The following is a 23,585-nucleotide window of genomic DNA, read 5'->3' on the forward strand; positions in this document are numbered from 1 at the left end:
GTGAATGGGCGATGAACCAACCTTGACCTTTTGCAGGCTAAATCAAGGCTTTATACGGAAGCGGCTGCGAAGATGCCAAATAGGGATGGGCTCGCTTGCGTCAGGAATCCAGCTTCAGTGAAAGCTGCTCACCGCGCTTTACCTGATAGGCTTCCAAAGTTCTGCCGACCTGGATTCGCGAAAAGACCTCTTTCCGTCTTTGCTCGTCTCTCTCCCTGGAGGCTCTTGATTTCGCCACGACGGCAAGGGCTCTCTCGATTACTACCTCTGCGTTGGTCATGCTACATCTCCGTTTGTTCTCTTTATGTTCTCATTTTGAGATGTAGAAGTCAAGCGGATGGAACAGGTATGCCAAGCCGGTGCAGATCGAGTGCGTTCGTCTTCGGTGAATGTCGGGTGGGATGGGTGATTGAGAGAACGGCCACGTGATCTCGTGGCGGCGTGAGGAGACGTCAATCAACTCGCCCGACCCCGTCCTAAAGTTGACGGCGGTCGCGTCCTCAGGCGCTTGTGGCAGAAATTATCGAAGTTTGCGACGATTTTTTCGACTGGCGCCGAATTTTGGCGAGGAGCGTTGATGCCAATGTTCAACCGCTGCAGGAACGGAGCTGGCTTCTGTAGAGGGACGTCATGCCGGAGACGCGCTGGGCAGAGCGCTGAATATCCGCATTGGAACGCCACGCTCCCTGCGCGTAGCCATCGTGCCCGAAATAATAGGCGAGATAGAGATTGTAGGAATCGGTGAGCGCTATGCCGTTCTGGACGTGGCTTTGCGCGTGGTACCAGCCGACGAAATCGATGGCGTCCGCGAAGTTGGTGCGGCTTGCGCCCCAATGGCCGGTTTCGCCTTGGTATCTCGACCACGTGCCGTTGAGTGCCTGGGAATAGCCGTAAGCGCTGGAAGGACGGGTCCAAGGGATGAAGCCGAACAGCTTGGTACGCGGCGGACGTGCATAGGGATTGAAACCGGATTCGGCGTAGATAGTGGCCATAAGGATCGGCACCGGAACGCCGTATTCGCGCTCGGTGCGCTCCGCCGCGCGGCGCCAATTATTGAACAGGCCGTCGCGTTGTTCGAATATCGCGCATGTATTTCTGATTTCGTGCGGCGCCGAAGCGCAACCAGCCAACAGGACAAGGGGGGCGACAAACGCAATACGCATCGCAGAATCTCTCTTTTGGAGAGATTACTAACTGGTAAACGTTAAAAACGGGTTTTTAGGCAATCCCAAATAGTGCCATCACACCCACCCAGGAGGGGTGTTTTCAAATAAACAAAGATACCTGCGAACGCGCCTGGAAGATCTGCTATCTTCCCGCGAGATCGTCAGTGCTTGTGGCTTCCGCCTTCCATGAGGCTGAAAACGAGTACCGCGCCCAGCACGACAACCAGGGCGTAGTCGAACGGGGTCATAAGATGCAGAATTGCCATGATGGTCTCCTCCTTGAGGAGAAACGCGCAAAGTTTGCAGTCGTTCCGTGCATTATGAAATTATAATATGCTGCAGTGCACCCATAGGTTAAATCTCTGGGTCGAAAACCCACCTCCATTGTCAACTAAATTCATAGAGGATATTGATCCGTATCGGGTTTTCGAGGGTGCCCTGTTGGTTGGGCGGATGGGATGAGAATGGAATCGGGAGGCGAAATGGCGACGCGGAAGCACCAAAAGCCTGTAGTCGCCATCATCGGCGGCGGCGTTTCTGGCGCAGGCGTGGCCTTTCATCTGGCGCAATCCGGGATGCTTGGCCCGAACCAGCTTTTCGTTTTCGAACCGCGCGAAAGGCTCGGACCGGGGCTTGCCTACGACACGCTCGATCCCGCTCATCGCATCAATGTGCCTGCGTCGCGCATGAGCCTTATGCCTGATGATATGGAGCAGTTTCAGCGCTGGATCGTTGCGAACAACGCGGTTTCCGGCGACGACGACGCGATGGCCTCGGATGGCAATCTCTTTCCGCGCCGCAGTCTTTTCGGCACCTATGTCAATGCCATGGTGCAGCCGTTCGTCGATAGTGGCGAGGTCGTCCATGTTATGGAAAGGGTGGCCGACGTCAGGCGGCGAAGCGGCCGCTGGTTGCTCTCCGGCGAAAGCGGTCGACAGATCGAAGCGGATATTCTTGTCGTTGCCACGAGCCACCCGTCGCCAAGCGCGCCAAAGGCGCTGGTAGACGTTTTGAAGGACCACCCGCGGTTCGTTGCCGATCCAACCGACCCGGATGCTCTGGACGCTATCCGATCGTCCGACCGGGTGCTGATCGTCGGCAACGGTCTGACCTCTTCGGACATCATCGCTTCATTGGCGCTTCGGGGCCACCATGGGGCGATCACCGCAATCTCGCGGCGGGGCCTCAGATCACGCGGCCATGCCCGCATGGCACAAGACCTCTACGGCGATTTCGTCAGCGTGCCGGCCCGCACGGCGCTGGCGCTGCTGCAGCGGATACGTCAGGCCATCCTGAGTGCAGAGGGCGAAGGCCGCAGCTGGCATGCGGTGATCGACCAGGTGCGCTTTCAGGGCGGAGAAGTCTGGCGGGCGCTGCCCCTTGCGGAGCGGCGGCGCGTCGTCAGGCATTTGCGGCCATTCTGGGACGTGCACCGGTTCAGGATCGCGCCGCAGGTCGAGGACGCCAGCGAGCAGGCGTTGAGGGCAGGGCGGCTCACCGTTCTGGCGGCTTCGGTCGAGGCGGTTCGCAGTGACGGTGTCGAGATCGAATGCAGGCTGCGCCTCAGTCGTTCGGGGGAGCGCATCGAACGTCGTTTCGAGGCCGTCGTGGTGACCACCGGACCAAGTCACGGTGGAATTATCGACAGCCAGCCCTGGATCCGGCAACTTGCAGATGCCGGCTATTTATCCCTCGACGGCACCGGGCTCGGACTTTCCTGCGACAACGCATCGCGTGCACTTGGCAGTTCAGGTGAGATCGCACCGTCGCTTTATATCTCCGGGCCGCTGGCACGGGGCACCTTTGGCGAGCTGATGGGATTGCCGCAGGTATCCGAGCATGCGGTCCTTGTTGCCGCTGAGATCGGCGACGCGTTGGGTGTGGACCAGTCCGGCCCGCTTAGCGTCAGCGTCGCGTGACATTGCCTGTCGGCGTCGCAATCGTTGCGCCGGCGATACAGCTGCAGTATTTTACGAACATAAACTATACAATTTGTGAGTTATTGCCTTGTTTGCGGCCGATTCGAGCGCTAGTTCCTGATATTAGACATTCAATCTGCTGCATACGCCGTTGTTAACAAACGTGCAGATGACGTGCCGGATTTTTGGCAACTGAATTTTCAGTAAAGCGAAGAACAATGCTTACGAAAAAAGGCAAATATGGACTGAAGGCGCTGGTCGATCTGGCTCGCCTTGCCCCGGGCGAGACGGCATTCATCAACGATATTGCCTCGCGCAACAATATCCCGAAGAAATTCCTTGATACCATTCTGTTGGAACTGAGGAACTCGGGCGTCCTGCGCTCGAAGAAGGGGCCGGGCGGCGGCTATTCGCTCTCGCGGCCGGCGGCGGACATTCGCATCGGCCACGTCATTCGAACGCTCGACGGTCCGCTGGCGCCTATCCGCTGTGCAAGCCGCACGGCGTATGAAGCCTGCGACGACTGTTCGGATCCGGAGCGCTGTCAGGTGCGTCGCTCGATGACGGAAGTGCGCGACGCGATCGCTTCCATCCTCGACAACATGACGCTCGAGCAGTTTGTCGCCACCGGCGGTCGCGGCATCGAGGCGGAGGAAGAGGATTACCGCGCGTCGAACGCCAGTTGATCCGGTTAAACTTTCGGACCTTGCTCTCTCACGCCGGCCCTGTGCCGGCGTTCTGCTTTTTACGACGCAGCATTCTTCGGCGGCGTGATGCCGTTCAGATGGTAGTTTCCAACGGCGTGATGTTTCTGGGAAGCCGGATCCGTCGCGGTGTGGGTCCGGGCGTTGCGCCAATGGCGATCGAGGTTGAGGCCGATCCCCGTCGACGAGGTGCCGGCAAGCTCGAATAACGCAGTCGAAGCTTCTACCGCGACCTCCGCCGTCAGCGCGCTTGCGCCCGCAACCGAAAGCATCGCGTCGACGACATGTTCTTCGGTCGTATTGATCTGGGCGATATCGACCTTTCCTCCGGCGCGTTCGACCATGGCAGCCGCCGCCTCGATGCGGATCGCGATCTGGCCAATCCTTGCAATCGTCAGCGGGTCGTCGGCGGCGCGCGCCACGCCGCTATCCGTCCGGGGACGGGCATTGTTCCTGACGAAATCCACCGTTGCGGCGAAGGCCGCGCGGGCAATGCCGAGATCGACACCGGCGCGGGTAATGCGTTCGACCGCCCCGATCGTCGTCGGTCGCTTGAGGTCCTTGTCGACCGGGATGATCGCGTCGGCGCCGACGTGCACATTGTGGAGGATGGTGGTTCCGCTGCCGGTCGTGCGTTGGCCGAACCCATCCCAGTCGTCGATGATCTGAATGCCTTCGGTCCCTCGGGGCAGGAGCGACAGGACTTTTCGATCTGCCTGATCGAGCGCGAAGACTGCGATCCAGTCGGCGAACAGGACGCCCGTCGAATGAGCCTGGCGGCCGCTCAGCCGGTATCCTGCGCCGTCGGAAAAGAGGCGGGTCTCCTGGCCGATCGTGTCGGCGGCGGAGGATGCGCCGGCCAGGCGATCACCGGCCAGTGCCCTGGCAAAGAAGAATTTCTGCTGTTCTTCACCGCCGGCCACACGCAAGGTTTCCAGCACATGGAAATGGCTCTGCGATATCTGGGCGATAGAGGGATCGCTCTGCGCAAGTATGGCGATGATTTCTGCGAGTATGGCGTTGGAAATGTCGAGCCCCTCGTGCTCAGAGGGTACTGAGACGCCAAGCAGGCCGGATTGCGAGAGAGTTTCCAATTCCTCTTCAGGCAAAACACGGTTGATGTCGCGGTCGCTGGCCAGTCTTGCAAACTCTTCAGCGAGCGTACGCGCAATTTCGAGCGCTTCTTCGTCGCTTTGGATACGCCGTGCGACGGGTCTGGCGTGCTCATGCAACTGCGATACGGTTCCCATCCATCACTCCATCAGCCGCACGGTAGTTGTGACCCAGTCAAACAGGATCGATAAGCCCGTCTATTCTACGCTGACGGCGCACATTAGTTTTTCTTTTCTTACGCGGTCGTCATCCGCCTGAATAATAGGTTCGGTTCCGACAAAATATCCGCCGGCCATCTGGGAATATTGGCGGTTCCGGGGACGAACTTCCGGCGGTGTGGAGCCTTGAGAGTAGATCGTCTTTCCCGCAGATTTCAAGAAAGCGCTTGCTACAGGCCGATTTTCGCGCTTTCTTATACGACTAAACGTGTAGACTATTAACCGGGACGTGGCTCGACTTTTGATGTCGGGCGCCTTTGTTCCGGGGCAGAGGGACTGGCATTCGAACGTATGCCGGAACCTCGTTAGCGGCCAGGCGTTCATCTGGCCGCAACCGCCAAAAGAGTGCGGATGGGCAGGTAAGCGCGTATCAGAGTGCCTAGAAAACCATGATCGACCACCTCCAACGCAGGAGTTGATATGACGGTTCGGGGACTTTTTTCTTCCAGGGTAGCGGCTTCGGCTCAACCTTCCGCCATGCCGCGCATCGCCGTCATCGGACGCGGCTTTTCCGGCATGATGACAGCAATCGCCTTGATGAAGACCGTGCGGACACCGTTTCATCTGCAACTCTTCGACCCAAACTCCACGGTCAGCGGCGGTCAGGCGCTGGCTTCGGGACATTCCAGCGAAATTCTGAACAGTCGCGTTCGGGACCTTTCGGTATCGTCGGGAGATGCCGACGATTTCAATGACTGGCTATGTGCCAATGCCGCGTTCCGCACCGCCGTGCCCGCCGCCATACCGGGATTCCAGCAGATATTCGTGCCGAAGAGCATCTTCAGCGACTACGTCTACGAGCGCTTTTCCGAGGCGCTTGCCGCTCGCCGCGACATCACAGTGCAGGTCAGCAACGAACCTGTTCTCGGCGTCCGGCGGAGCCATGGCAGCCGCTTCCTCGTGGAAAGTGCCAGTGCGTCCAATCCATTGTTCGATACGGTCATACTTGCGACCGGATACGGTATCGGCAATCCGCAGCTGCAAGCGACCGGCCCCGCTGATCTGTCCTCCCCGGTTCGCGCGCGGCGATTGGTCGCGCGCCCGCACACGGTTCTTCTCGGCAGCGGCTTGCGCGTCGTCGACCGTCTGCTGCAAATGCGGGAAAGCGGCTACAACGGCCAGATCACCATCATCTCCAAGCACGGCTTCCTTCCGCAGAGCCATACGCGCAACAACGCCGACCCTGTTTTTCCGGCAGACGAGATGCCGACGCGTTTGAGCGGGATCGTACGGTTCATCCGCCAAGCCTGTCGCGAGGCGGAAGCTGCCGGCCAGAACTGGCAATCGGTCATGAATGGCCTGCGCAAGCACGCCCGCTCGCTTTGGCGCGCGTTGCCGGCGCGGGAGAAGCAGCAGTTCAACCGGCATCTGAGGGCAATCTACGACAGCCACCGCAACCGTCTGCCCGAGGCCCTGCATGTCCGGTTGCGACGAGAGCTTTCGGAGGGGAATACCCTTCTTCGCAGAGGGCAGGTCGTTCGGGTGACGCCGACCGGCATCGTGATGAAGCCGGTGGGGCGGACGGATGAGGAACCGGTCTATGCGGGTCAAATCATCGATTGCCGCTGCCAGGCGCCGGATCTCGATACGCCATTGATGCGCAGTTTGATCGACTCACGGCTTGCGATGCCGGACGAACTGCATCTTGGACTTGCCGTCAGTGCAACGGGAGAGCTTGTCGTTGACGATCGCGCAACGGAAGGGCTTTTTGCGATCGGTCCGCTCGGCCTCGGGAGCCTGCCGGATATCGATCTCGTGCCCGAGATCGTTACCCAGGCATACGCGACGGCGGAGGGGATTTCTGCCCGGTTCTACCCGCAATGTCAGGCAGTCTGATTTCGCTTGAGTTTTTCTTGTCGCTAATGGAACCATGTATTACCCCGTGCGTTTAGGGGCGGGATTTGTGGGGGCGCCACGGATCACCGAGAAAGTCTGTCATCAATCAAACCCAGTCGGACGGTGGTCTTGCTGGGCCTTCTTGTTGTGATCATGGTCCGTTTTCACTATTCGCTGTTCAAATCGGTACCGATGATCCTGACGGTCGGTGCAGTCGTTCTCTTGGGCGTGGTGCTGGGAGCACTCTACTTCTCTCAGCGCGCGGCGGATGAATCCGACAGTGCGGTCAATGCCGGTCGCCTGAACATCCGTGTCCTTAGGCTCCTGAGTTCGGCACAGGATGCCGAAATCGGCCAGCGCGGCTACCTTTTGACCGGCGACGAGCGCTATCTCGAACCTTTCACGAAGTCTTCTGTGTCCATTCCAGCGGAGATCACTGCGCTGACGCCGGCTCTGCGCGATATCGGCATACCGCAGGCAGCGATCGATGAATTGAGAGGCATGTTTACGCAGAAGCTGGCCGAGATGCAGAAAACCATCGATCTGAAGACATCGGGAGATGCGGCCGGAGCGCTTGCGCTCGTTAAGTCGGATGTCGGCATAAACCTGATGGACGCAATCAGGGACAGAATTGCAGCCATCCAGCAGAACGGCGCCACCAATGCGGCACTCCACATAAGCGCATTGCGGGCGTCCACCACGTCGCTGTCGACAATTATTGCGGTCAGTGCCGGCCTGCTGGTTCTTCTTGCGGGTGGCGCGATGAGGCTCACCTACAATCATACCCGCCAGATCGAAGCTGCGCAGGATCAGCTTTCGCTCGCGAATGAGACACTTGAGGAAACGGTCGTTGCCCGAACGCAAAGCCTGCAACGAGCGAACAACGAATTGCAGACCTATGCCTATATCGTCAGTCATGATTTGCGTGCGCCGCTCGTCAATATCATGGGCTTCACCGAGGAGCTCGACAGGGCAAGCCGCGTCTTCCGAAAATATCTTGAAAGGACGCATGCCGATCCCAATGATCACGATGGCAAGGCTGCCATCGAAGCCGTTGAAACCGACATACCCGAGGCGCTGGGATTCATCCGGTCATCCATGAAGCGGATGGACAATCTCATCAATCAGATCCTCGTCATGGCGCGAGCAGGGAACCGGGAACTACACCGGGACAGGGTCAGGCTTGGGGATATTGTCGCGGAAACCCTGTCGACGCTGCGGCATCGACTTGATGAGGGTGAGACAACGGTGGAGGTCGTAGGCGTGCTGCCGGAGGTACAGTCGGATAGGCTCGCCATTCAGCAGATCGTCAGCAACCTCCTCGACAATGCGATCAAATATGTGGACCCCTCACGCGCGGGGCGCATCACTGTTCGCGGAAGGCGCCATGGCCTATTGGCAACATTAGAGATAAGCGATAATGGCAGGGGAATAGCCGAGGGAGACCAGGAGCGGATTTTCGAATTGTTCCGACGGTCTGGCAGGCAGGATCGACCGGGTGACGGCGTCGGATTGGCGCATGTGCGGGCGCTGGCGCGGCGGCTCGGGGGTGATGTAAAAGTCCGATCGACGCTGGGGGAAGGAACGACGTTCGAAGTTGCGATCGCCGCCGACCTCGCACGAGCGAAGAAAGAAGAAACGGCATGATGAATACACCGAGCGCCGTCAAAATTGTGATGATCGAGGATGACGAGGGCCATGCACGGTTGATCGAGAAGAACATCCGTCGTGCCGGCGTGACCAACGAGATCGTTCCTTTCGTCACCGGTGGCGAAGCGCTCGAGTACCTTATGGGCAAAAACGGCAGCGGTGAATCATGGAAAGGGCAGCCGATCCTTATACTGCTCGACCTTAACCTGCCTGATATGAGCGGGCTGGATATTCTCGAGAAGGTCAAGGCCAACCCCCATACGCGTCGCGCCATGGTCATCGTACTGACCACGACCGACGACCCGCGCGAAATTGCCCGCTGCTATGACCTCGGCGCCAATGTCTACGTCAGCAAGCCGATGCAATACGACAAATTCGTTCACGCTATTCAGCAACTCGGCATGTTCGTCGCCGTCATGAAAATACCGGAGGCGGAATGAGCGAGCCGGAGGGCGGGGCCGACACTGCCGTACATATCCTCTACATCGACGACGATGAGGGGTTGGGCGTGCTTACGAGCCGGAATTTGGCGCGGCGTGGCTACGTCATTCATGTGGCGGTCGACGGCGCATCCGGCCTTGCGCGGCTTGCCGAAGGCGGCATCGACGCAATCGTGCTGGATCATTTCCTGAACGGCGAGACCGGCCTTGATATTCTGCCCTCCATCATCGCGATGCCGGATCATCCGCCTGTCATTTATGCCACGAGCTCCGGCGATACCGGCGTCGCGGTCGCCGCGCTGAAGGCCGGCGCCGACGACTACGTGCTCAAAGGCGTATCGACCGACTATTTCGACCTTCTGGCGGCCGCACTCGACCAGGGGCTTGAGCGGGCGCGCTTCCGACGCGAAACGATGCACACGCAGGAGGTCATCCGCCAGGAGCGGGATCGCGCGGAGCTGCTGCTAGCTGAGGTCAATCACCGCGTGGCCAATAGCCTGGGGCTGGTCGGCGCGCTGATCCGCATGCAGGCGTCCGTGACCAAGGACCAGGGGACCATCGATGCGCTGCAGGAAACGCAGATGCGCATCAATGCGATCGCCAGCGTCCATCGCCGGCTCTATACCAGCCACGAGGTCGGTACGGTCCGGCTTGACGAATATCTCGACAGCCTGTTGCAGGAGCTGGAGGCCTCGATGCGGGACGACAAGCGTCCGCATGGGGTGGCGCTCGCCTGCGAAGGCCTCAGCCTGACGACGGACAAGGTGATAACGCTCGGCCTTATCATCAGCGAACTCGTCACCAACGCCTTCAAATATGCCTATCCGGAAGGAGAGACCGGCCAGATCCGCGTCGTAGTCAAACGGAACGGCCCGGACGAACTCCGCGTCCATGTCGAAGACGACGGCGGCGGCTTCGATCTCAGCGCCCCGCCAAAAGGGACGGGACTGGGCACCAAGCTGCTGGGGGCGATGGCATCGAGCCTGAAATCCGAAATCGCCTATGATCCAGACCATCCCGGCACCCGCGCTGTTCTGGTTTTTCCAATCGATTGACGCGTCGCCCATTCGCCCCGCTGAATTTTGTCGTTGCCAAATGTTATGATATAACATATCGCTTCGAGCGAAGCAGATCTATCGGCTGGCGGCGTTTCCGAACAGAAGGGGACAAGCGGAAGATCTCCAAGATTGCAGTTGTCGGGATGATCATTCCGTGAGACGGATGAGATCGATGGTGCTGCCACCGGGATTATCCGGAGGGCGGCTGAAAAGGGAACACGGTGAGGATTACCCATCAGGGGCCAAAACCGTGGCTGCCCCCGCAACTGTAAGCGGAGAGTGCGTTCGCGACATGCCACTGGCTTTTCAAAGGCCGGGAAGGTGCGAACGGGCTGTGACCCGCGAGCCAGGAGACCTGCCATCGTTGATGTCAACCGTAACGGACGGGGTGTTCCGATGGAAAATGCGTGGTTGGGTGAGGGCGCAGCTGTGCCTGAAAGTCCTATCGTGGCATTGCCTCCGGCGAGATCTCCGGGAGGCTACTCATGGGCAATGCGAAGGACAAGGCGAATTGGATCACCTCAAGTGCCGACTGCCGGCAAACTAGAGCCCCACGCGTCCGCATAGATGCACTAAACGCGACCTATCACTTTGAAATGTTGCATGATTTTGCCTCAAGTCGAATGCGGCTTAAGGGGCTATGCAATGGCGCGTCACGCCCATCCCGCCCGTTGCCGCTGAGGCGGCTGCAGACGACGAGCGCCAAGGTGGCGGTTGGGCAACCGTATGGTTTCCGCGTCCAGGTCCAAGGCAGCTCGCGCCTCGCAGCCAGTCGGCGCGTCGGCAACGGCGGAGATGCCTTATGACGACGCTGCCGATATGTGCGCGGCTGGAGGCGGAAAACCTGTGCTGGGGTCCGAGGCCGGGGCATCACATCATCGCCAATGTCAGCCTTTCAGTTGAGGCGGGTGAACGGCTTGCGATTATCGGCGCGAATGGTGCGGGGAAATCCACGCTGCTTCGCTGCCTGTATCGCGGCGTGCGGCCTATGCAGGGTTCCGTGCGTCTCGACGGAGTGGATCTCTGGTCGATCAGGCCGCGCGAAGTTGCAAAGCGCATAGCGGTCGTCCTCCAGGAGACCCCGGCCGATTTTCCGTTCAGCGTCAGGGACGTTGTGATGATGGGTCGCATTCCGCATCGCAAGGGGCTGGCCCGCTGGGGTGACCGCGACCGCGACATCACGGCACAAGCGCTGGAAAATCTCGAGCTGCGGCATCTCTCGTCGAGGCAATTTTCCTCTCTCTCGGGCGGCGAGAAGCAGCGGGTGCTTATTGCCCGGGCGCTGGCGCAGGAGCCGGAGATCGTTATTCTCGACGAGCCGACCAATCATCTCGATATCCGTCATCAGCTTGAGATTCTTGCGCTTTTGAAGGATCTCGGTCCGACGATCATCGCGACGTTGCACGATATCAATCTGGCGGCGGATTTTGCGACCAAGGTCGCCGTCATCCGTTCGGGACGCATCACCGGCCATGGTGTGCCCGGCGAGGTGCTTACCGCCCAGCGCATTTCGACCGCCTTCGGCGTCGCTGCCAGTGCACATCGCGCTGTCGACACATCGCTGAACCGTTTTACTTTTTCCCTTAGCTAGCAGGAGTTTACATATGCGTATTCGTCGCAGCCTACTGACAGGTTTGTTCCTATTCTCAGCGCTGCTTGCGGCCACTGCCGAGGCGGAGCAAGTGACCGTGCGAAGCTGCAATCGCGATGTCACCTTCGACAACGTGCCGGAACGGGCGGTCGCCAACGACGTCAACCTGATCGAAATGATGCTGGCACTGAAGCTGCAGGACCGAATGGTCGGCTATACCGGCGTATCCGGCTGGAAGACGCTCGACGAGAGGCTTCGCGACGGCGTCAAGGAACTACCGGAGCTCTCGCCGAAATATCCGACCAAGGAGGTGCTGCTCAATGCCGATGCGGACTTCTATTTCGCCGGTTGGAACTACGGGATGAAGGTTGGCGGGGAGGTGACGCCCGACACCCTGGCTCCCTTCGGCATCAAGGTCTACGAACTGACGGAATCCTGCATCTTCGTGATGGAGAAGAACAAGCCGACCATGGACGACATGTACGTCGATATTCTGAACCTCGGCAAGATATTCCATGTCACCGATAGGGCCGCGGCTCTGGTCGCCGAATATCGCCGGCGGGTGGGAGAGATCGAGGCGAAGGTGGGCCATGCCGATCGGCCGGTGCGCGCGTTCGTCTATGATTCCGGCGAGGAGAAGCCGTTCACCTCGGGTCGCTACGGCATTCCGACTGCGCTGATCGAGGCGGCCGGTGGCGTCAATATCATGGATGACGTCGAGAAGAGCTGGGCGGAGGTGCCATGGGAGCCGGTGATCGACAAGAACCCAGAGGTGATCGTCATCGTCGACTACGGCGAGGTGACCGCCGCGCAGAAGATCGCCTTCCTCAAGAACAATCCGGCTTTCAAGAATATCGATGCCGTCAAGAACGACCGCTTCGTCGTATTGCCCTACGTCGAGGCGACACCCGGACCACGCAACATCGACGCCATCGCCGCTCTCGCCAAGGCGTTTCATTCCGAAGCGATGTAATGCCCTTTGCGTCGACCCCCGGGCACCGGATCATGCTTGGTCCGGTGCTCGACCCACATCATGGAAATCCACATGCGCGTCGGCCTGTTGCTCGTCTTCATCGTTCTTTTCTTTCTCCTTGTCTTATCCCTGACAGCAGGCGTTTCCTTAGGTGCGGTGCCGATCTCGTTCCGCACCGTCTGGTCGATCGTCGGCAACAAGATGTGGCCGGGGACGTTCGACGTCGTCTGGTCGCGCGGGCAGGAGAGCATCGTCTGGGATGTGCGCTTTCCGCGCGTCGTCCTCGCGGCGCTTGTCGGTGCGGGCCTTGCGGTTAGCGGCGCAACGCTGCAGGCGTTGACGCGCAATCCGCTGGCGGATCCGCATCTTCTGGGTGTTTCCTCAGGTGCTGCATTCGGCGCGATCCTGGCGCTGTTGCATACGGGCATGATTGTCGGCTTGCTGACCGTGCCGCTCTTTTCCTTCGCCGGTGCATTGCTTGCCACTGCAGCCGTGGCGCTGGTCGCGCATCTTACCCGGTCGCACACGGCTGACCGCATGGTGCTTGCCGGCGTCGCGGTCGCGTTCGTTTTTACTGCGCTTGGCAATTTGCTGATCTTTCTCGGTGATCCGCGTGCCACGAATACCGTGGTGTTCTGGATGCTCGGTGGGCTCGGTCTGGCGCAATGGTCCCATCTTGCCTATCCCGCTGTCGTGCTGGCCGGCTGCATGATCGTGCTGACGTTGAAGGCTCGGGAGCTCAATGCGCTGGCCATGGGTGACGAGACTGCCGCGACGCTTGGCATATCGGTTACCCGCCTTCGGTTCCTACTGTTCGTCGTTACGGCTCTCGTGACTGGGGCGATGGTGGCCTTTTCGGGCGTGATCGGCTTTGTCGGGCTAATGGTTCCCCATTTCGTTCGCCTGATCGGCGGCGGAGACAATGTGCGGGTGATCCCGCTAAGTGCGGCCGTCGGCGCGTTGACGCCGATCTGGGCCGATATCGTCGCGCGGATGATCATGGCGCCAGAGGACATGCCGATCGGCATCGTCACCGGCCTTGCCGGCGGCGTTGCCTTTATCCTTATCCTGCGGAAAAGCTGACTGTGTACGTTTCACCGTTGCCTTCCTGCCAGAGCGGCTTAGATGTTCACGAGTTACCGCAGAAGGAGAGGTCATGGACAAAAGTCACGCGATCTGCACGCCGGAGGAGGTGTTGGATTTCTGGTTCGAGGAGTGCGGGCGCGAGGATTGGTTCAAGGTCTCGGCTGCGCTTGACGAGGAGATACGCCGGCGGTTCCGCGATACGCATCTGGCGCTTGCCGGCGGGGTCCTCGGCGTCTGGCGAGCGACGCCGGAAAACCAGCTCGCGACGGTGATCGTCCTCGATCAATTTCCGCGCAATATCTATCGCGGTACTGCCCTTGCCTTTGCCACTGACGGCCTTGCACTGCAGGAAGCAAAGATTGCGCTGAATGCCGGTGCCGACCAGAAGGTCGCGCGTGAACGCCGGTGCTTCTTATACTTGCCCTTCGAGCATGCCGAGAACCTGATCGAGCAGGAAAAGGCGGTCGAGTTTTTCCAGGCGCTTGGCGAGGAGGAATATATCGATTTCGCCATTCGTCATCGGGCGGTGATTGCAGCCTACGGGCGATTTCCTCATCGAAATGCCGCGCTCGGCCGCGTGTCGACGGAGGCCGAACGCGACTATCTTGCCCAGCCGGACGCTGGTTTCTAGGGATTTGAGGCGAGGCAGCCGCCTTTCTGCCGCCTTTCTTTGCCTACAAGGCAACAGATCAATTCGGCGGTGCCGCCAATCCGGTGTATCTTGCCGCCGCCGATATTGCCGATGACGTTGTGACGAGGAGCCTTGCTTGCCCCTGCCAAAGAAATTTGTTCGCTATCTGGTTCTGCTGGTCCTGGCTGTCGAGATTTTCGATCCTTCGGCCGCAAGGATTGCATTTGCGCAGGAACAGCAGCCGGCCGTCCAGACGCAATCGCAGCCGCAGCCGCAATCGCAGCCGCAAGCGGGGCAGGCGCAACAGCCGTCGCAGGCGCCCCAGCTCGCCAATGGCGTGCTCGATCGCGCTGCAGTCGATCTTGAAAAGGCGCGCAAGCAGCTGGCGTCGCTGCAAGACAGCGCCAAGCAGAGCGCCAGCGACGACGAGGCGTTGGTGGTGCTCTCCGGCAAGGCCGATGAGCTCAACCGAACCATCGCCGCCGTCTCGGCCAGCCTGAAGCCACGGTTCGACGAAATCAACAATCGCCTGACCCAGATCGGCCCGCCTCCCAAGGAAGGCCAACCGCCGGAAGTGCCGCTCGTTGCTCAGGAAAGAGACCGGCTGACGGCAGAGCGCTCCCAGATCACTGTCGTGACCGGCGACGCGGATAGCGCATTGGCAGCCGCAAGCCGCTTTGCCACTGATGTCACCGCGATGCGACGGGAGCTTTTTGCCGAGACGCTGCTGCGACGCACAGAGCTATCGGGCACGACATTCGGCGATGCCGGGTCGGCGTTTGTCCAGGAGGCCACGGACTTTGGCGCCGCGCTGGCTAGTTGGGGAACGTTCGTCTGGAAATTCAAGCGAATACCGCTCTTCACTTCCGTCTTTCTGTCGCTTGCCACGGCGCTGGTGTTGTTGTCGGGGGCATATCGGCTGTTCGGCCGCTATTTCCAGCGCGACGATACGATCGAGGCGCCTCCCTATATCAGCCGTCTCTCCATCGCCTTCTGGTCGACTATGGTCGACACGCTTGCTGTCGCGGCGCTGCTCGTCATCTCCTATTTCTTTCTGTCGACATTCAATGTGCTCAGGCCCGACATCGCGCCGGTGATTTCGGCAGTCTTCGGCTTTACCGGTCTCGTCTACTTCGTCGGCCGGGTGACCAACGCCGTATTTGCGCCTTCGGAGCCGCGTTGGCGCCTTGTTAGGCTATCGAACAAGGGCGCGCGGTCGTTGAGCTGGTGCCTGCAGGCGATGGCGATCGTCAACGGCCTCGATTTCGTATTCAATCGCATCAGCGAAGTGATGGGCGCTCCTGTCGTCGTCACTGTTGCGAAGAGCTTTGTCGCCGCGCTGATCGTCGGTGTGATTCTCATTGCGGTCTCTTTCGGCAAGCCGATGCTGGCAAAGAACGGCGATCCGGAAGCCCCCGGTCGCCATTGGCCGCACGGCATGGCGATCATACTGCGCGTCATGGGTGGCGGGCTGATCTTTACGGCGTTGGTCGGCTATGTAGGCCTGTCCCGCTTCATAGCCTCGCAATTGATCGTCACCAGCGCTGTCCTCGTGACGATGTACCTCGGCATATTGCTCGGCAAGGCCGTGTCAAGCCAGGAGACGTTTCCCGAAACGATCGCCGGACGCTTCCTGCAGCAGCGCTTCAAGCTCGGGGAAGTCGCACTGGACCAGGCGGCGCTCGTCGCGGGACTCGGGATCTATTTCATCGCGCTGTTTACCGGCATTCCGCTGATCCTGATGTCCTGGGGCTTCCACATCCAGGATCTGGAGCTCTTCGCCTACCAGTTGTTCACCGAGATCCGGCTTGGCAATATCCACATATCGCTGGTCGGCATCGGTGTCGGCGTGCTGCTGTTTGCCGGCGGTTATCTCATGACCCGGTGGTTTCAGCGCTGGCTCGACACCAATATCATGGCTCGCAGCCAGGTGGACACCGGCGTTCGCAACTCGGTCAAGACAGGCATCGGTTATCTCGGCGTCACCGTTGCCGCCGTCATCGCGATCTCGGCTGCCGGTATCGACCTTTCCAGCTTCGCGCTGGTCGCCAGCGCGCTCTCGGTCGGCATCGGTTTCGGCCTGCAGAACATCGTGTCGAATTTTGTCTCGGGTCTGATCCTCCTGGTCGAGCGGCCGTTCAAGGTGGGAGACTGGATCGTCTCTGGAACGTCCGAAGGCATCGTCAAGCGGATTTCGGTACGGGCTACCGAGATCGAGACGTTCCGAAAGCAATCGATCATCGTGCCGAATTCGGAGCTGATCAACGCGTCGGTCGGCAACTGGACGCACCGCAACCGTCTGGCCCGTTCGGAAATCCCGATCTCCGTCGGCTACGATGCCGACCCGCAGAAGGTCATGGATGTGCTGCTCGATCTGGTGCAGAAAATCCCGAAGGTCCTTCGGAATCCGGAACCGCACGTGGAGTTCCTCCGCTTCGGGCCGTCATCGCTCGATTTCGAGATGCGGTTCTATCTCGCCGATCTCTCAGATGGCATGCCGATCCGCAATAATCTGCGGATCGCCATTCTCGAGCGTTTCCGCCAGGAAGGGATCGTCATTCCCTTTCCGACGCAGGAACTGCAGATCCGCCGAGACCCGATGCGCACAAGACCGGCTGAGGTGGTGGGCGAAGCGCGCACGGTGATCGAGGCGATCGAGCCGGCGCCAAGCGAAGATGCGGTGCCGACGGAATCGAAGCCGCCGCAGGAACTGCGCAGCGGCACCGCCCGTCGGCGAGGCGAGGGGTGACCGCTCGCCTGATCGCGACAGCGGTGAGCTTCGTCACGGCGCCTCGCGATGTCCCGATCCGGCTCTTCTGCGATGAAAAGCGCTGAAAAACAGATTTCGCGCTTGTCTATTCACACATCGTCGCGGCAAGCTTTCCCCATGTCGTAATCAGGCATTTGGCGGACGAACCGGAATTGCATAGTCCGCGACATCGTCATCTCTCCCGGATCAAAATGCCGGGCCGCTCAGTTTCGAAGAGGTAGTCTTTCCATGAAAACACATGCACGGGCCGTCGTGATCGGTGGTGGTGTCGTCGGCGTCTCGACGCTTTACCACCTTGCCAAGAAGGGCTGGGACGACGTCGTCCTCATCGAGCGGAAGGAACTGACCTCCGGCTCGACCTGGCATGCGGCGGGCCTGCTGCCGCTGTTCAACATGAGCTATTCCGTCGGCCAGATCCACAAATACTCGGTGAAGTTCTATCAGGAGCTTCAGGCGGAAACCGGCATGAATGTCGGTTTCAGCAAAGTTTCCAACATCCGTCTCGCTCTTACCAAGGATCGCTGGGACGAGTACATGTATTATGCCGGCATCGCCGAGACGATTGGTGTCAACGTCAAGCTCTTGACGCCGGAACAGGTCAAGGAAATCTGGCCGCTCTGTGAGACCGAAGGCCTGCTCGGCGCCATCCAGCATCCCGACGACGGATACATCCAGCCGGCCGACCTGACGCAGGCACTGGCCAAGGGTGCCCGCGATCTAGGCGCTACGATCTATCGCCACACCGCAGTCACTGCGATCGAGCAACTGCCGGACGGTCTCTGGAAGGTGACGACCGACAAGGGCGAGATTACCGCGGAACACGTCATCAGCTGTACCGGCAATTTCGCGCGCAAGACCGGCGAGATGGTGGGGATCAATATTCCCGTTATCCCGGTCGAGCATCAGTATATCGTGACGGAACCACACCCGGCCATCCTTGAGCGCAAGGCCAAGGGCCTGCCGGAAATGGGCGTGCTTCGCGAATCCGACAGCGCCTGGTACATGCGCGAGGAAAACGGCGGACTGCTGCTCGGCCCATACGAGCACGGCGCGCCTGCCTGCTATGTCAACGGTCCGTCCGACGACAGCGAGTACGAACTTTTCCAGGAAGACCTCGACCGGCTTATGCCGCATATCGAGACGGCGATCGTCCGCGTTCCGGCGTTTGGCGAAGTCGGCATCAAGAAGGTCTACAACGGCGCCATTGCCTACACACCCGACGGCAACCCGATCATCGGCCCGGCTCCAGGTCTCAAGAACTTCTGGCTGAACGAGGGCCATTCCTTCGGCATCACCGCAGCGGGCGGGGCAGGCTGGCAGCTTGCGGAATGGATCGTCGATGGCGAGCCGACCGTCGACATGATGGGCGTGGATCCACGTCGCTACGGCCCCTATGCCAACGAAGGCTATCTCATCGAGAAGAACGAGGAGGCCTACGCCAACGTCTTCACCATGCACTATCCGGACGAGGAGCGTTCCGGCGCCCGTCCCTTGAAGACCACGCCGATCTACGATCGCCTCAAGGCGCTCGGCGCCGTGTTCGGCTCCGTCTACGGCTGGGAGCGCGCCAACTGGTTTGCGCCGGAAGGCTATTCAGTTGCCAAGGAGGAGTTGGATCTCGGGGCAGACGTGCTGACCAACCACAACTATGCGCCGCCGACAGAAGACGGCCGCATCGTCGAAAAGTGGTCGTTCCGCCGCTCGAACTACTTCGATCATGTCGGCAACGAGGTCATGAACGTCAACAAGAATGTCGGCGTGCTCGACATGTCGGCGTTCGCCAAGATGGAAGTTTCCGGTCCCGGTGCGCGCGCATGGCTGGACTCGATCTTCGCCAACGCCATTCCAAAGAAGCGCGGCCGCATCGCGCTCTGCCACATGCTGACGGAACAGGGCGGCGTTCGTGCCGAATTCACGGTCTACGAATGGGCGCCGGGCCGCTTCTACCTTGTCTCGGCCGGTGCCTACGAAGCGCATGACCACGACTACCTGCGCAAGCTGCTACCAAGTGACGGATCGGTCCGCCTGCAGCAGATCACCCAGCGTCTGGGCGTGCTCGTTCTTGCCGGGCCAAAGTCGCGCGATGTCCTGAAGAAGCTCACGCGCACCAGCCTCGAAAACAAGGATTTCCCCTGGCTTTCGGGCAAAGAGATTTCCGTCGGCGCGGCGTCCGCGCACGCCCTTCGCGTCAACTTCGTCGGCGAACTCGGCTGGGAGCTTCACCATCCGATCGAAATGCAGACCTACATCTTCGACAAGCTGATGGCGGCGGGTGCCGAATTCGGGATCAAGCCTTTCGGCATACGCGCCATGCTGGCGATGTCGGTCGAAAAGTCCTACCGCCTGATCCCGCGCGAGATGTCGATCGAATACAATGCCTACGAATCCGCGCTTGACCGTTTCATCAAGCCGGAGAAGGAATTCCTCGGCCGCGACGGGCTGCTTGCCTATAAGGAAAAGGGCTTGCAGTGGAATTTTGCGACGCTGATCGTCGAGACAGGCAACGACGTCGATGCACGCGGATCGGAAGCGATCTACAACGAGGCCGGCGAACTTGTCGGTCGCGCCACCAACGGGACTTATGGCTTCCGCATCGGCAAGTCGATGGCGCTGGCAATGCTGAAACCCGGCTATGCTGCCGAAGGCACCAAGTTGAAGATCAAGATACTTGGTACGATCTATACGGCAACTGTCGTCGGCGAGAGCCCGTTCGACCCTGACAACGCGGTTCTGCGCGCCTGATCAGTCTAGAATCCGTAAACATCGTGGAATGTTAGGGCGGCCAAGTGCCGCCCTTCTCATTTGGTGGCGTTTGGTTGAATTAACAAATACTCAAATGCTTTGTTGTATCGATCTGATAGTCGAACGAAATATTTATCCAAAGGTTGGTCATGTCATTTTTAGGCATTTCTGGAATGCAGTACTCAGGCGGCTCGTTTGCTGGTGCACGTATTATTCTTGCTGAAGATTCCAATGTTTTTACATCGATGGTTCGTACGAGACTGAAAGAGCTTTTCGATCTCGACATCGAGATCTGCCGGAGTTTCGAGGAGTTGCAGCTTGCCTACGACAAGTCCTCGGAGCCGATCCGGCTGGCCATCTCCAACATCAATCTACCCGGGGCAGAAAACGGAGAGGCGCTGGAGTATCTGGTCGATCTCAGTATCCCGACTATCGTCTTCACCGGCACGTTCCAGGAAGGCATGCGCGACGCGCTGATGGCCAAGGATATCGTCGACTATATTCTCAAGGACAATATCTTCGCCGTTGACCTGCTTGCAGAGTCGATCTGCCGGTTCCTCACAAATCATCGCCATCATGTGCTGATCGTCGACGATAGCGCGACCGCGCGGGCGCTGCTCTCGAGCCGCCTGAAGCGCTACAATTTCCGTGTCGACGTCGCGGAAAACGGAGCGAAGGCACTGGAGATCCTGAAGGCGCATCGCGATATCGGCCTGATGATCACCGACTACAACATGCCCGATATCGACGGTTTCGAATTGACGCGGCGCATCCGCGCCAGCATCGGTTCGCATGAACTGCGCATCATCGGTGTCTCGTCCTCGACCAACCGGCTGCTTTCGGCACGGTTCCTCAAGGCAGGTGGCAATGACTTTATCCTTCGCCCGTTCATCGACGAGGAATTCTACTGCCGCGTCAACCAGAACCTCGACACGCTCTTGCAGATACAGTCGATGCGCCAGATGCGCGCGAGCGCCTAGCCGAGGAGATTGATAACAAAGGAGGAAATGCCGGAAAGACGAGAGGCTCCTGGATTTGCGTGGAAACGCAGCGACGCGGGATACGTGTCGGCAAGGTCGTTGCAATTTAGGATGTGTATGTTCTATGAACACCCTTCACGATAATCGTGTGGGGCGTTATTTCGTTGAGCGGATAAGTTGCATCTGAATCAAGCGAGCGGGAGGGGCAAGGAGGGGCATGAGCGGAATGGCATTTCAGGCAGATATCATGCGCGACGGACCCATCTCGCGCCGCAATAGCCAAAGAATGCTTTTGGTCGAAGACTCGCGCATGTTCGCTTCCATCCTCACGCACCGATTCCGTACCGAACTTGGCCTCGACGTGACGCATTGTGCCTCGCTGAAAGCCCTCAACGAAGCTTTGAGCAGGGATGACCACGGCTTCACCATTGCCGTCGTCGACCTTAACCTGCCAGATTCGCCGCGTGGCGAGGCGTTGGACGCCACGATCGCCCACAATGTGCCGGTCATTGTATTCACGGGCTATTTCGATGTCAGCGTGCGCGACCGCATCATGGAGCGCAATGTTGTCGACTATGTCCTGAAAGATAACGAATTCGCGCTCGACAACCTGGTTTCATCGGTTCGTCGGGCAATCTCCAACCGCAAGACACGGGTGCTGGTCGTCGACGACCTTCCATCAGCGCGTCAGGTTCTGGTCGATCTCTTGGCAGCTCAGCAGTTCATGATTGCCGAGGCTTGTTCCGGTATCGAGGCGCTGGCGGCACTCAGCAGGCATAGCGACATCGAACTTGTGATAACCGATCATCACATGCCCGACATGGACGGCTACCAGCTGACGCGGCGCATTCGCAAACAATATGGTTCGGACCGGATGCGGGTGATCGGCATCTCCTCCTCAAGTGACCGTTTGCTGTCGGCGACGTTCCTGAAGGCTGGCGCCAATGATTTTGTCTACCGGCCGTTCGTGCCTGAAGAGTTGCAGTGCCGGATCGCGCATAACATCGAGACGCTGATGCAGATGAAGCATCTGCGCATTGCGGCCGCCAGCGATTATCTGACAGGGCTCTACAACAGGCGCTATTTTTATGACCAGGGCCCGCTGCTCGTCAACGAATGCCTGCGCCGGTCGCAGCCAGCGGCGGTTGCGATCCTCGATATCGACAATTTCAAGCGGCTGAACGATACCTATGGTCACGAAATCGGCGATCAGGTCCTTAAGGCGGTCGCCGACCGCCTGCAGGCGCTGTTCGAAGGAAGTGACAATCTTCTGTCGCGGCTCGGTGGCGAGGAGTTCGCAATCCTGTTCACGGAAATGGATTCACAAGCGGCGACCGAGCTTTGCGACAAGGTGCGGACCAGTCTATCCGGTCTGAAAATCCCCGCCGATGATGAAGAGCTGTCGGTGACGGTCTCGATCGGTGTGGCCGAAATCGCCGGCTACGAGACATTCGAGAACTATCTCAACGCCGCCGACCAGTTTCTCTACATGGCCAAGCACAAGGGTCGAAACCAGGTCTATTCGGATGCGCGCATGACCCTCGAAGCGGCGCAATAATCATCGCGCCGCCCGTTCGGCAATGTATGTTCAGATGACGACGCCGGTTCGGGCTGTCGACATGCTCAGCTTGCGCTCGGCGCGCTCCTGCTGGGGAGAGCGATTGTAAAGTTCGCGATAACACTTGGAAAAGTGCGAAGCGGAAACGAAGCCGCAGGCAACCGCCACCTCGACAACCGGCATCGAAGACTGCACGAGAAGATGGCGGGCTCGGTCCAGGCGGATTTCGAGGTAGTAGCGGGCAGGGGAACGGCCCATCTCCTGGCGGAACAGGCGCTCGATCTGCCGGCGCGAGAGGCCGGCATCATCGGCGATCTCCAGCAGCGACAGTGGTTCGGCCAGATTGCTTTCCATCAGTTCGATAATCGACAGTACCTTGGAATTCTGGACACCGAGGCGGGCGCGCAGCGGCAGGCGCTGGCGGTCGTGCGGGCTTCGAACTCTATCGGTCAGCGCCTGCTCGCAGACGCGGTTGACGAGATTTTCGCCGAAATCCTGGCCGATGAGATTGAGCATCATGTCGAGCGAGGCGGTGCCGCCGGCGCAGGTATAGATGTTGCTGTCGACCTCGTAGAGATCGGCATAGACTTCGGCCTGAGGGAACGCTTCGGCAAAGCCCGGCAGGTTTTCCCAGTGGATGGCGCAGCGCTTGCCGTTGAGGAGACCTGCCTGGGCCAGCACATGCGCGCCCGTACAGAGGCTGCCCACCGCGACGCCGCGATTATAGGATTCGCGTAGCCAGGCATTGACCGACTTGTTGTGAAATTCCTCGACGTAAATCCCAGAGGAGACCAACACCATGTTCGGACGATTTTCACCGCCGAGGTAGCGTCGCTCGTCGGCGAGCGACGAATTGACCTCGATGCCGATGCCGCTGGACGAATAGACCTTTTCACCGTCGGTGGATGCGAGGCGCCAGACGTAGGCCGGATAGCCGAGCATCCGGTTTGCAATTCGCAGCGTTTCAATCGCGGCGGAAAACGGAAGCATGGTGAAATGCGGAACGAGGAAGAAAACTAGCGAACGCTTCTTTACCTGTGCTTTGCTCATCTGAGAGGATCCATGCTCCGCTGCCATGCCACATTCCTCGCGTCATTTGCGCCGGTCTGATAGTCTGAAAGCGACAGTGTCATGGATAAAAACGGCCGCA

18 protein-coding genes and 1 riboswitch are annotated in these 23,585 nt (G+C 59.5%); of the genes, 14 read left to right on the forward strand and 4 right to left on the reverse strand.

Features of this window, described 5'->3' with window-relative positions:
- Positions 1-100: 100 nt before the first annotated feature.
- Both CPY51_RS14920 and CPY51_RS14925 read right to left on the reverse strand, forming a co-directional pair.
- Complete coding sequence (locus CPY51_RS14920) at positions 101-280, reverse strand: hypothetical protein (protein ID WP_111161033.1); 180 nt, start codon at positions 278-280, stop codon at positions 101-103.
- Positions 281-587: 307 nt separating this feature from the next.
- Positions 588-1,163, reverse strand: a complete 576-nt coding sequence (locus CPY51_RS14925; RefSeq protein WP_111161034.1) for a transglycosylase SLT domain-containing protein — start codon at positions 1,161-1,163, stop codon at positions 588-590.
- Positions 1,164-1,648: 485 nt separating this feature from the next.
- Between CPY51_RS14925 and CPY51_RS14930 the strand changes: the two genes are divergently transcribed.
- Together CPY51_RS14930 and CPY51_RS14935 are read left to right on the forward strand one after the other, a co-directional pair.
- Complete coding sequence (locus tag CPY51_RS14930; RefSeq protein WP_111161397.1) at positions 1,649-3,085, forward strand: FAD/NAD(P)-binding protein; 1,437 nt, start codon at positions 1,649-1,651, stop codon at positions 3,083-3,085.
- 218 nt (positions 3,086-3,303) lie between these two features.
- Positions 3,304-3,771 (forward strand): RrF2 family transcriptional regulator, encoded by a 468-nt coding sequence (locus CPY51_RS14935; RefSeq protein ID WP_111161035.1) that lies wholly within the window; start codon positions 3,304-3,306, stop codon positions 3,769-3,771.
- A gap of 59 nt (positions 3,772-3,830) precedes the next feature.
- On the opposite strand, the gene CPY51_RS14940 is transcribed toward CPY51_RS14935, so the two are convergent.
- The gene (locus CPY51_RS14940; RefSeq protein WP_111161036.1) at positions 3,831-5,039 is read right to left on the reverse strand and encodes an SfnB family sulfur acquisition oxidoreductase; all 1,209 of its coding nucleotides are present in this window, start codon (positions 5,037-5,039) and stop codon (positions 3,831-3,833) included.
- 501 nt (positions 5,040-5,540) lie between these two features.
- On the opposite strand from CPY51_RS14940, the gene CPY51_RS14945 reads away from it, so the two are divergent.
- The 12 genes from CPY51_RS14945 to CPY51_RS15000 all read left to right on the forward strand — a co-directional run bounded on the left by CPY51_RS14945 (position 5,541) and on the right by CPY51_RS15000 (position 22,435).
- Entirely contained in the window at positions 5,541-6,956 is a 1,416-nt protein-coding gene (locus CPY51_RS14945; protein WP_111161037.1) for an FAD/NAD(P)-binding protein, read from the forward strand.
- A gap of 129 nt (positions 6,957-7,085) precedes the next feature.
- Positions 7,086-8,603, forward strand: a complete 1,518-nt coding sequence (locus CPY51_RS14950) for a sensor histidine kinase (RefSeq protein ID WP_146260131.1) — start codon at positions 7,086-7,088, stop codon at positions 8,601-8,603.
- A complete protein-coding gene (locus CPY51_RS14955) occupies positions 8,600-9,046 on the forward strand; it encodes a response regulator (protein WP_275540475.1) in 447 nt (148 codons plus the stop codon). The genes CPY51_RS14950 and CPY51_RS14955 overlap by 4 nt, the downstream gene beginning before the upstream one ends.
- On the forward strand, positions 9,043-10,101 hold the full coding sequence (locus CPY51_RS14960) for a sensor histidine kinase (RefSeq protein ID WP_111161039.1): 1,059 nt from the start codon (positions 9,043-9,045) through the stop codon (positions 10,099-10,101). The genes CPY51_RS14955 and CPY51_RS14960 overlap by 4 nt, the downstream gene beginning before the upstream one ends.
- A gap of 159 nt (positions 10,102-10,260) precedes the next feature.
- A riboswitch (cobalamin riboswitch) is annotated at positions 10,261-10,481 on the forward strand.
- A gap of 425 nt (positions 10,482-10,906) precedes the next feature.
- Positions 10,907-11,695, forward strand: a complete 789-nt coding sequence (locus CPY51_RS14965; protein WP_111161040.1) for an ABC transporter ATP-binding protein — start codon at positions 10,907-10,909, stop codon at positions 11,693-11,695.
- A 13-nt stretch (positions 11,696-11,708) separates the two neighbouring features.
- Positions 11,709-12,668 (forward strand): ABC transporter substrate-binding protein, encoded by a 960-nt coding sequence (locus CPY51_RS14970; protein WP_111161041.1) that lies wholly within the window; start codon positions 11,709-11,711, stop codon positions 12,666-12,668.
- Positions 12,669-12,740: 72 nt separating this feature from the next.
- Positions 12,741-13,751 (forward strand): FecCD family ABC transporter permease, encoded by a 1,011-nt coding sequence (locus CPY51_RS14975; RefSeq protein WP_111161042.1) that lies wholly within the window; start codon positions 12,741-12,743, stop codon positions 13,749-13,751.
- Between the two features lie 73 nt (positions 13,752-13,824).
- Positions 13,825-14,385 carry a DUF924 family protein gene (locus CPY51_RS14980; protein WP_111161043.1) on the forward strand — a complete coding sequence of 187 codons (561 nt, stop codon included), beginning with the start codon at positions 13,825-13,827 and terminating at the stop codon, positions 14,383-14,385.
- Positions 14,386-14,521: 136 nt separating this feature from the next.
- Positions 14,522-17,134, forward strand: a complete 2,613-nt coding sequence (locus CPY51_RS14985) for a mechanosensitive ion channel family protein (RefSeq protein WP_111161044.1) — start codon at positions 14,522-14,524, stop codon at positions 17,132-17,134.
- Between the two features lie 249 nt (positions 17,135-17,383).
- Complete coding sequence (locus CPY51_RS14990) at positions 17,384-19,897, forward strand: GcvT family protein (protein WP_111161045.1); 2,514 nt, start codon at positions 17,384-17,386, stop codon at positions 19,895-19,897.
- Between the two features lie 149 nt (positions 19,898-20,046).
- Positions 20,047-20,877 carry a response regulator gene (locus CPY51_RS14995; protein ID WP_111161046.1) on the forward strand — a complete coding sequence of 277 codons (831 nt, stop codon included), beginning with the start codon at positions 20,047-20,049 and terminating at the stop codon, positions 20,875-20,877.
- A 226-nt stretch (positions 20,878-21,103) separates the two neighbouring features.
- The gene (locus CPY51_RS15000) at positions 21,104-22,435 is read left to right on the forward strand and encodes a diguanylate cyclase (protein ID WP_111161399.1); all 1,332 of its coding nucleotides are present in this window, start codon (positions 21,104-21,106) and stop codon (positions 22,433-22,435) included.
- A 30-nt stretch (positions 22,436-22,465) separates the two neighbouring features.
- Here CPY51_RS15000 and CPY51_RS15005 read toward each other — a convergent pair whose 3' ends face one another.
- The gene (locus CPY51_RS15005) at positions 22,466-23,485 is read right to left on the reverse strand and encodes a GlxA family transcriptional regulator (protein ID WP_111161400.1); all 1,020 of its coding nucleotides are present in this window, start codon (positions 23,483-23,485) and stop codon (positions 22,466-22,468) included.
- Positions 23,486-23,585: the final 100 nt, after the last annotated feature.

The sequence above is a fragment of the Arminella tubonensis genome (assembly GCF_003240585.1).
Taxonomy (GTDB): Bacteria; Pseudomonadota; Alphaproteobacteria; order Rhizobiales; family Rhizobiaceae; genus Rhizobium; species Rhizobium tubonense.

Excerpts from the sequence above, each read along its gene's own strand:
- CPY51_RS14960 (WP_111161039.1), top strand. The coding sequence starts at position 9,043 with ATGAGCGAGCCGGAGGGCGGGGCCGACACTGCCGTACATATCCTCTAC.
- CPY51_RS15000 (WP_111161399.1), top strand. The coding sequence starts at position 21,104 with ATGGCATTTCAGGCAGATATCATGCGCGACGGACCCATCTCGCGCCGC.
- CPY51_RS14925 (WP_111161034.1), bottom strand. The coding sequence starts at position 1,163 with ATGCGTATTGCGTTTGTCGCCCCCCTTGTCCTGTTGGCTGGTTGCGCT.
- CPY51_RS14975 (WP_111161042.1), top strand. The coding sequence starts at position 12,741 with ATGCGCGTCGGCCTGTTGCTCGTCTTCATCGTTCTTTTCTTTCTCCTT.
- CPY51_RS14940 (WP_111161036.1), bottom strand. The coding sequence starts at position 5,039 with ATGGGAACCGTATCGCAGTTGCATGAGCACGCCAGACCCGTCGCACGG.
- CPY51_RS14955 (WP_275540475.1), top strand. The coding sequence starts at position 8,600 with ATGATGAATACACCGAGCGCCGTCAAAATTGTGATGATCGAGGATGAC.
- CPY51_RS14965 (WP_111161040.1), top strand. The coding sequence starts at position 10,907 with ATGACGACGCTGCCGATATGTGCGCGGCTGGAGGCGGAAAACCTGTGC.
- CPY51_RS14990 (WP_111161045.1), top strand. The coding sequence starts at position 17,384 with ATGAAAACACATGCACGGGCCGTCGTGATCGGTGGTGGTGTCGTCGGC.
- CPY51_RS14995 (WP_111161046.1), top strand. The coding sequence starts at position 20,047 with ATGTCATTTTTAGGCATTTCTGGAATGCAGTACTCAGGCGGCTCGTTT.
- CPY51_RS15005 (WP_111161400.1), bottom strand. The coding sequence starts at position 23,485 with ATGAGCAAAGCACAGGTAAAGAAGCGTTCGCTAGTTTTCTTCCTCGTT.
- CPY51_RS14920 (WP_111161033.1), bottom strand. The coding sequence starts at position 280 with ATGACCAACGCAGAGGTAGTAATCGAGAGAGCCCTTGCCGTCGTGGCG.
- CPY51_RS14970 (WP_111161041.1), top strand. The coding sequence starts at position 11,709 with ATGCGTATTCGTCGCAGCCTACTGACAGGTTTGTTCCTATTCTCAGCG.
- CPY51_RS14945 (WP_111161037.1), top strand. The coding sequence starts at position 5,541 with ATGACGGTTCGGGGACTTTTTTCTTCCAGGGTAGCGGCTTCGGCTCAA.
- CPY51_RS14980 (WP_111161043.1), top strand. The coding sequence starts at position 13,825 with ATGGACAAAAGTCACGCGATCTGCACGCCGGAGGAGGTGTTGGATTTC.
- CPY51_RS14930 (WP_111161397.1), top strand. The coding sequence starts at position 1,649 with ATGGCGACGCGGAAGCACCAAAAGCCTGTAGTCGCCATCATCGGCGGC.
- CPY51_RS14935 (WP_111161035.1), top strand. The coding sequence starts at position 3,304 with ATGCTTACGAAAAAAGGCAAATATGGACTGAAGGCGCTGGTCGATCTG.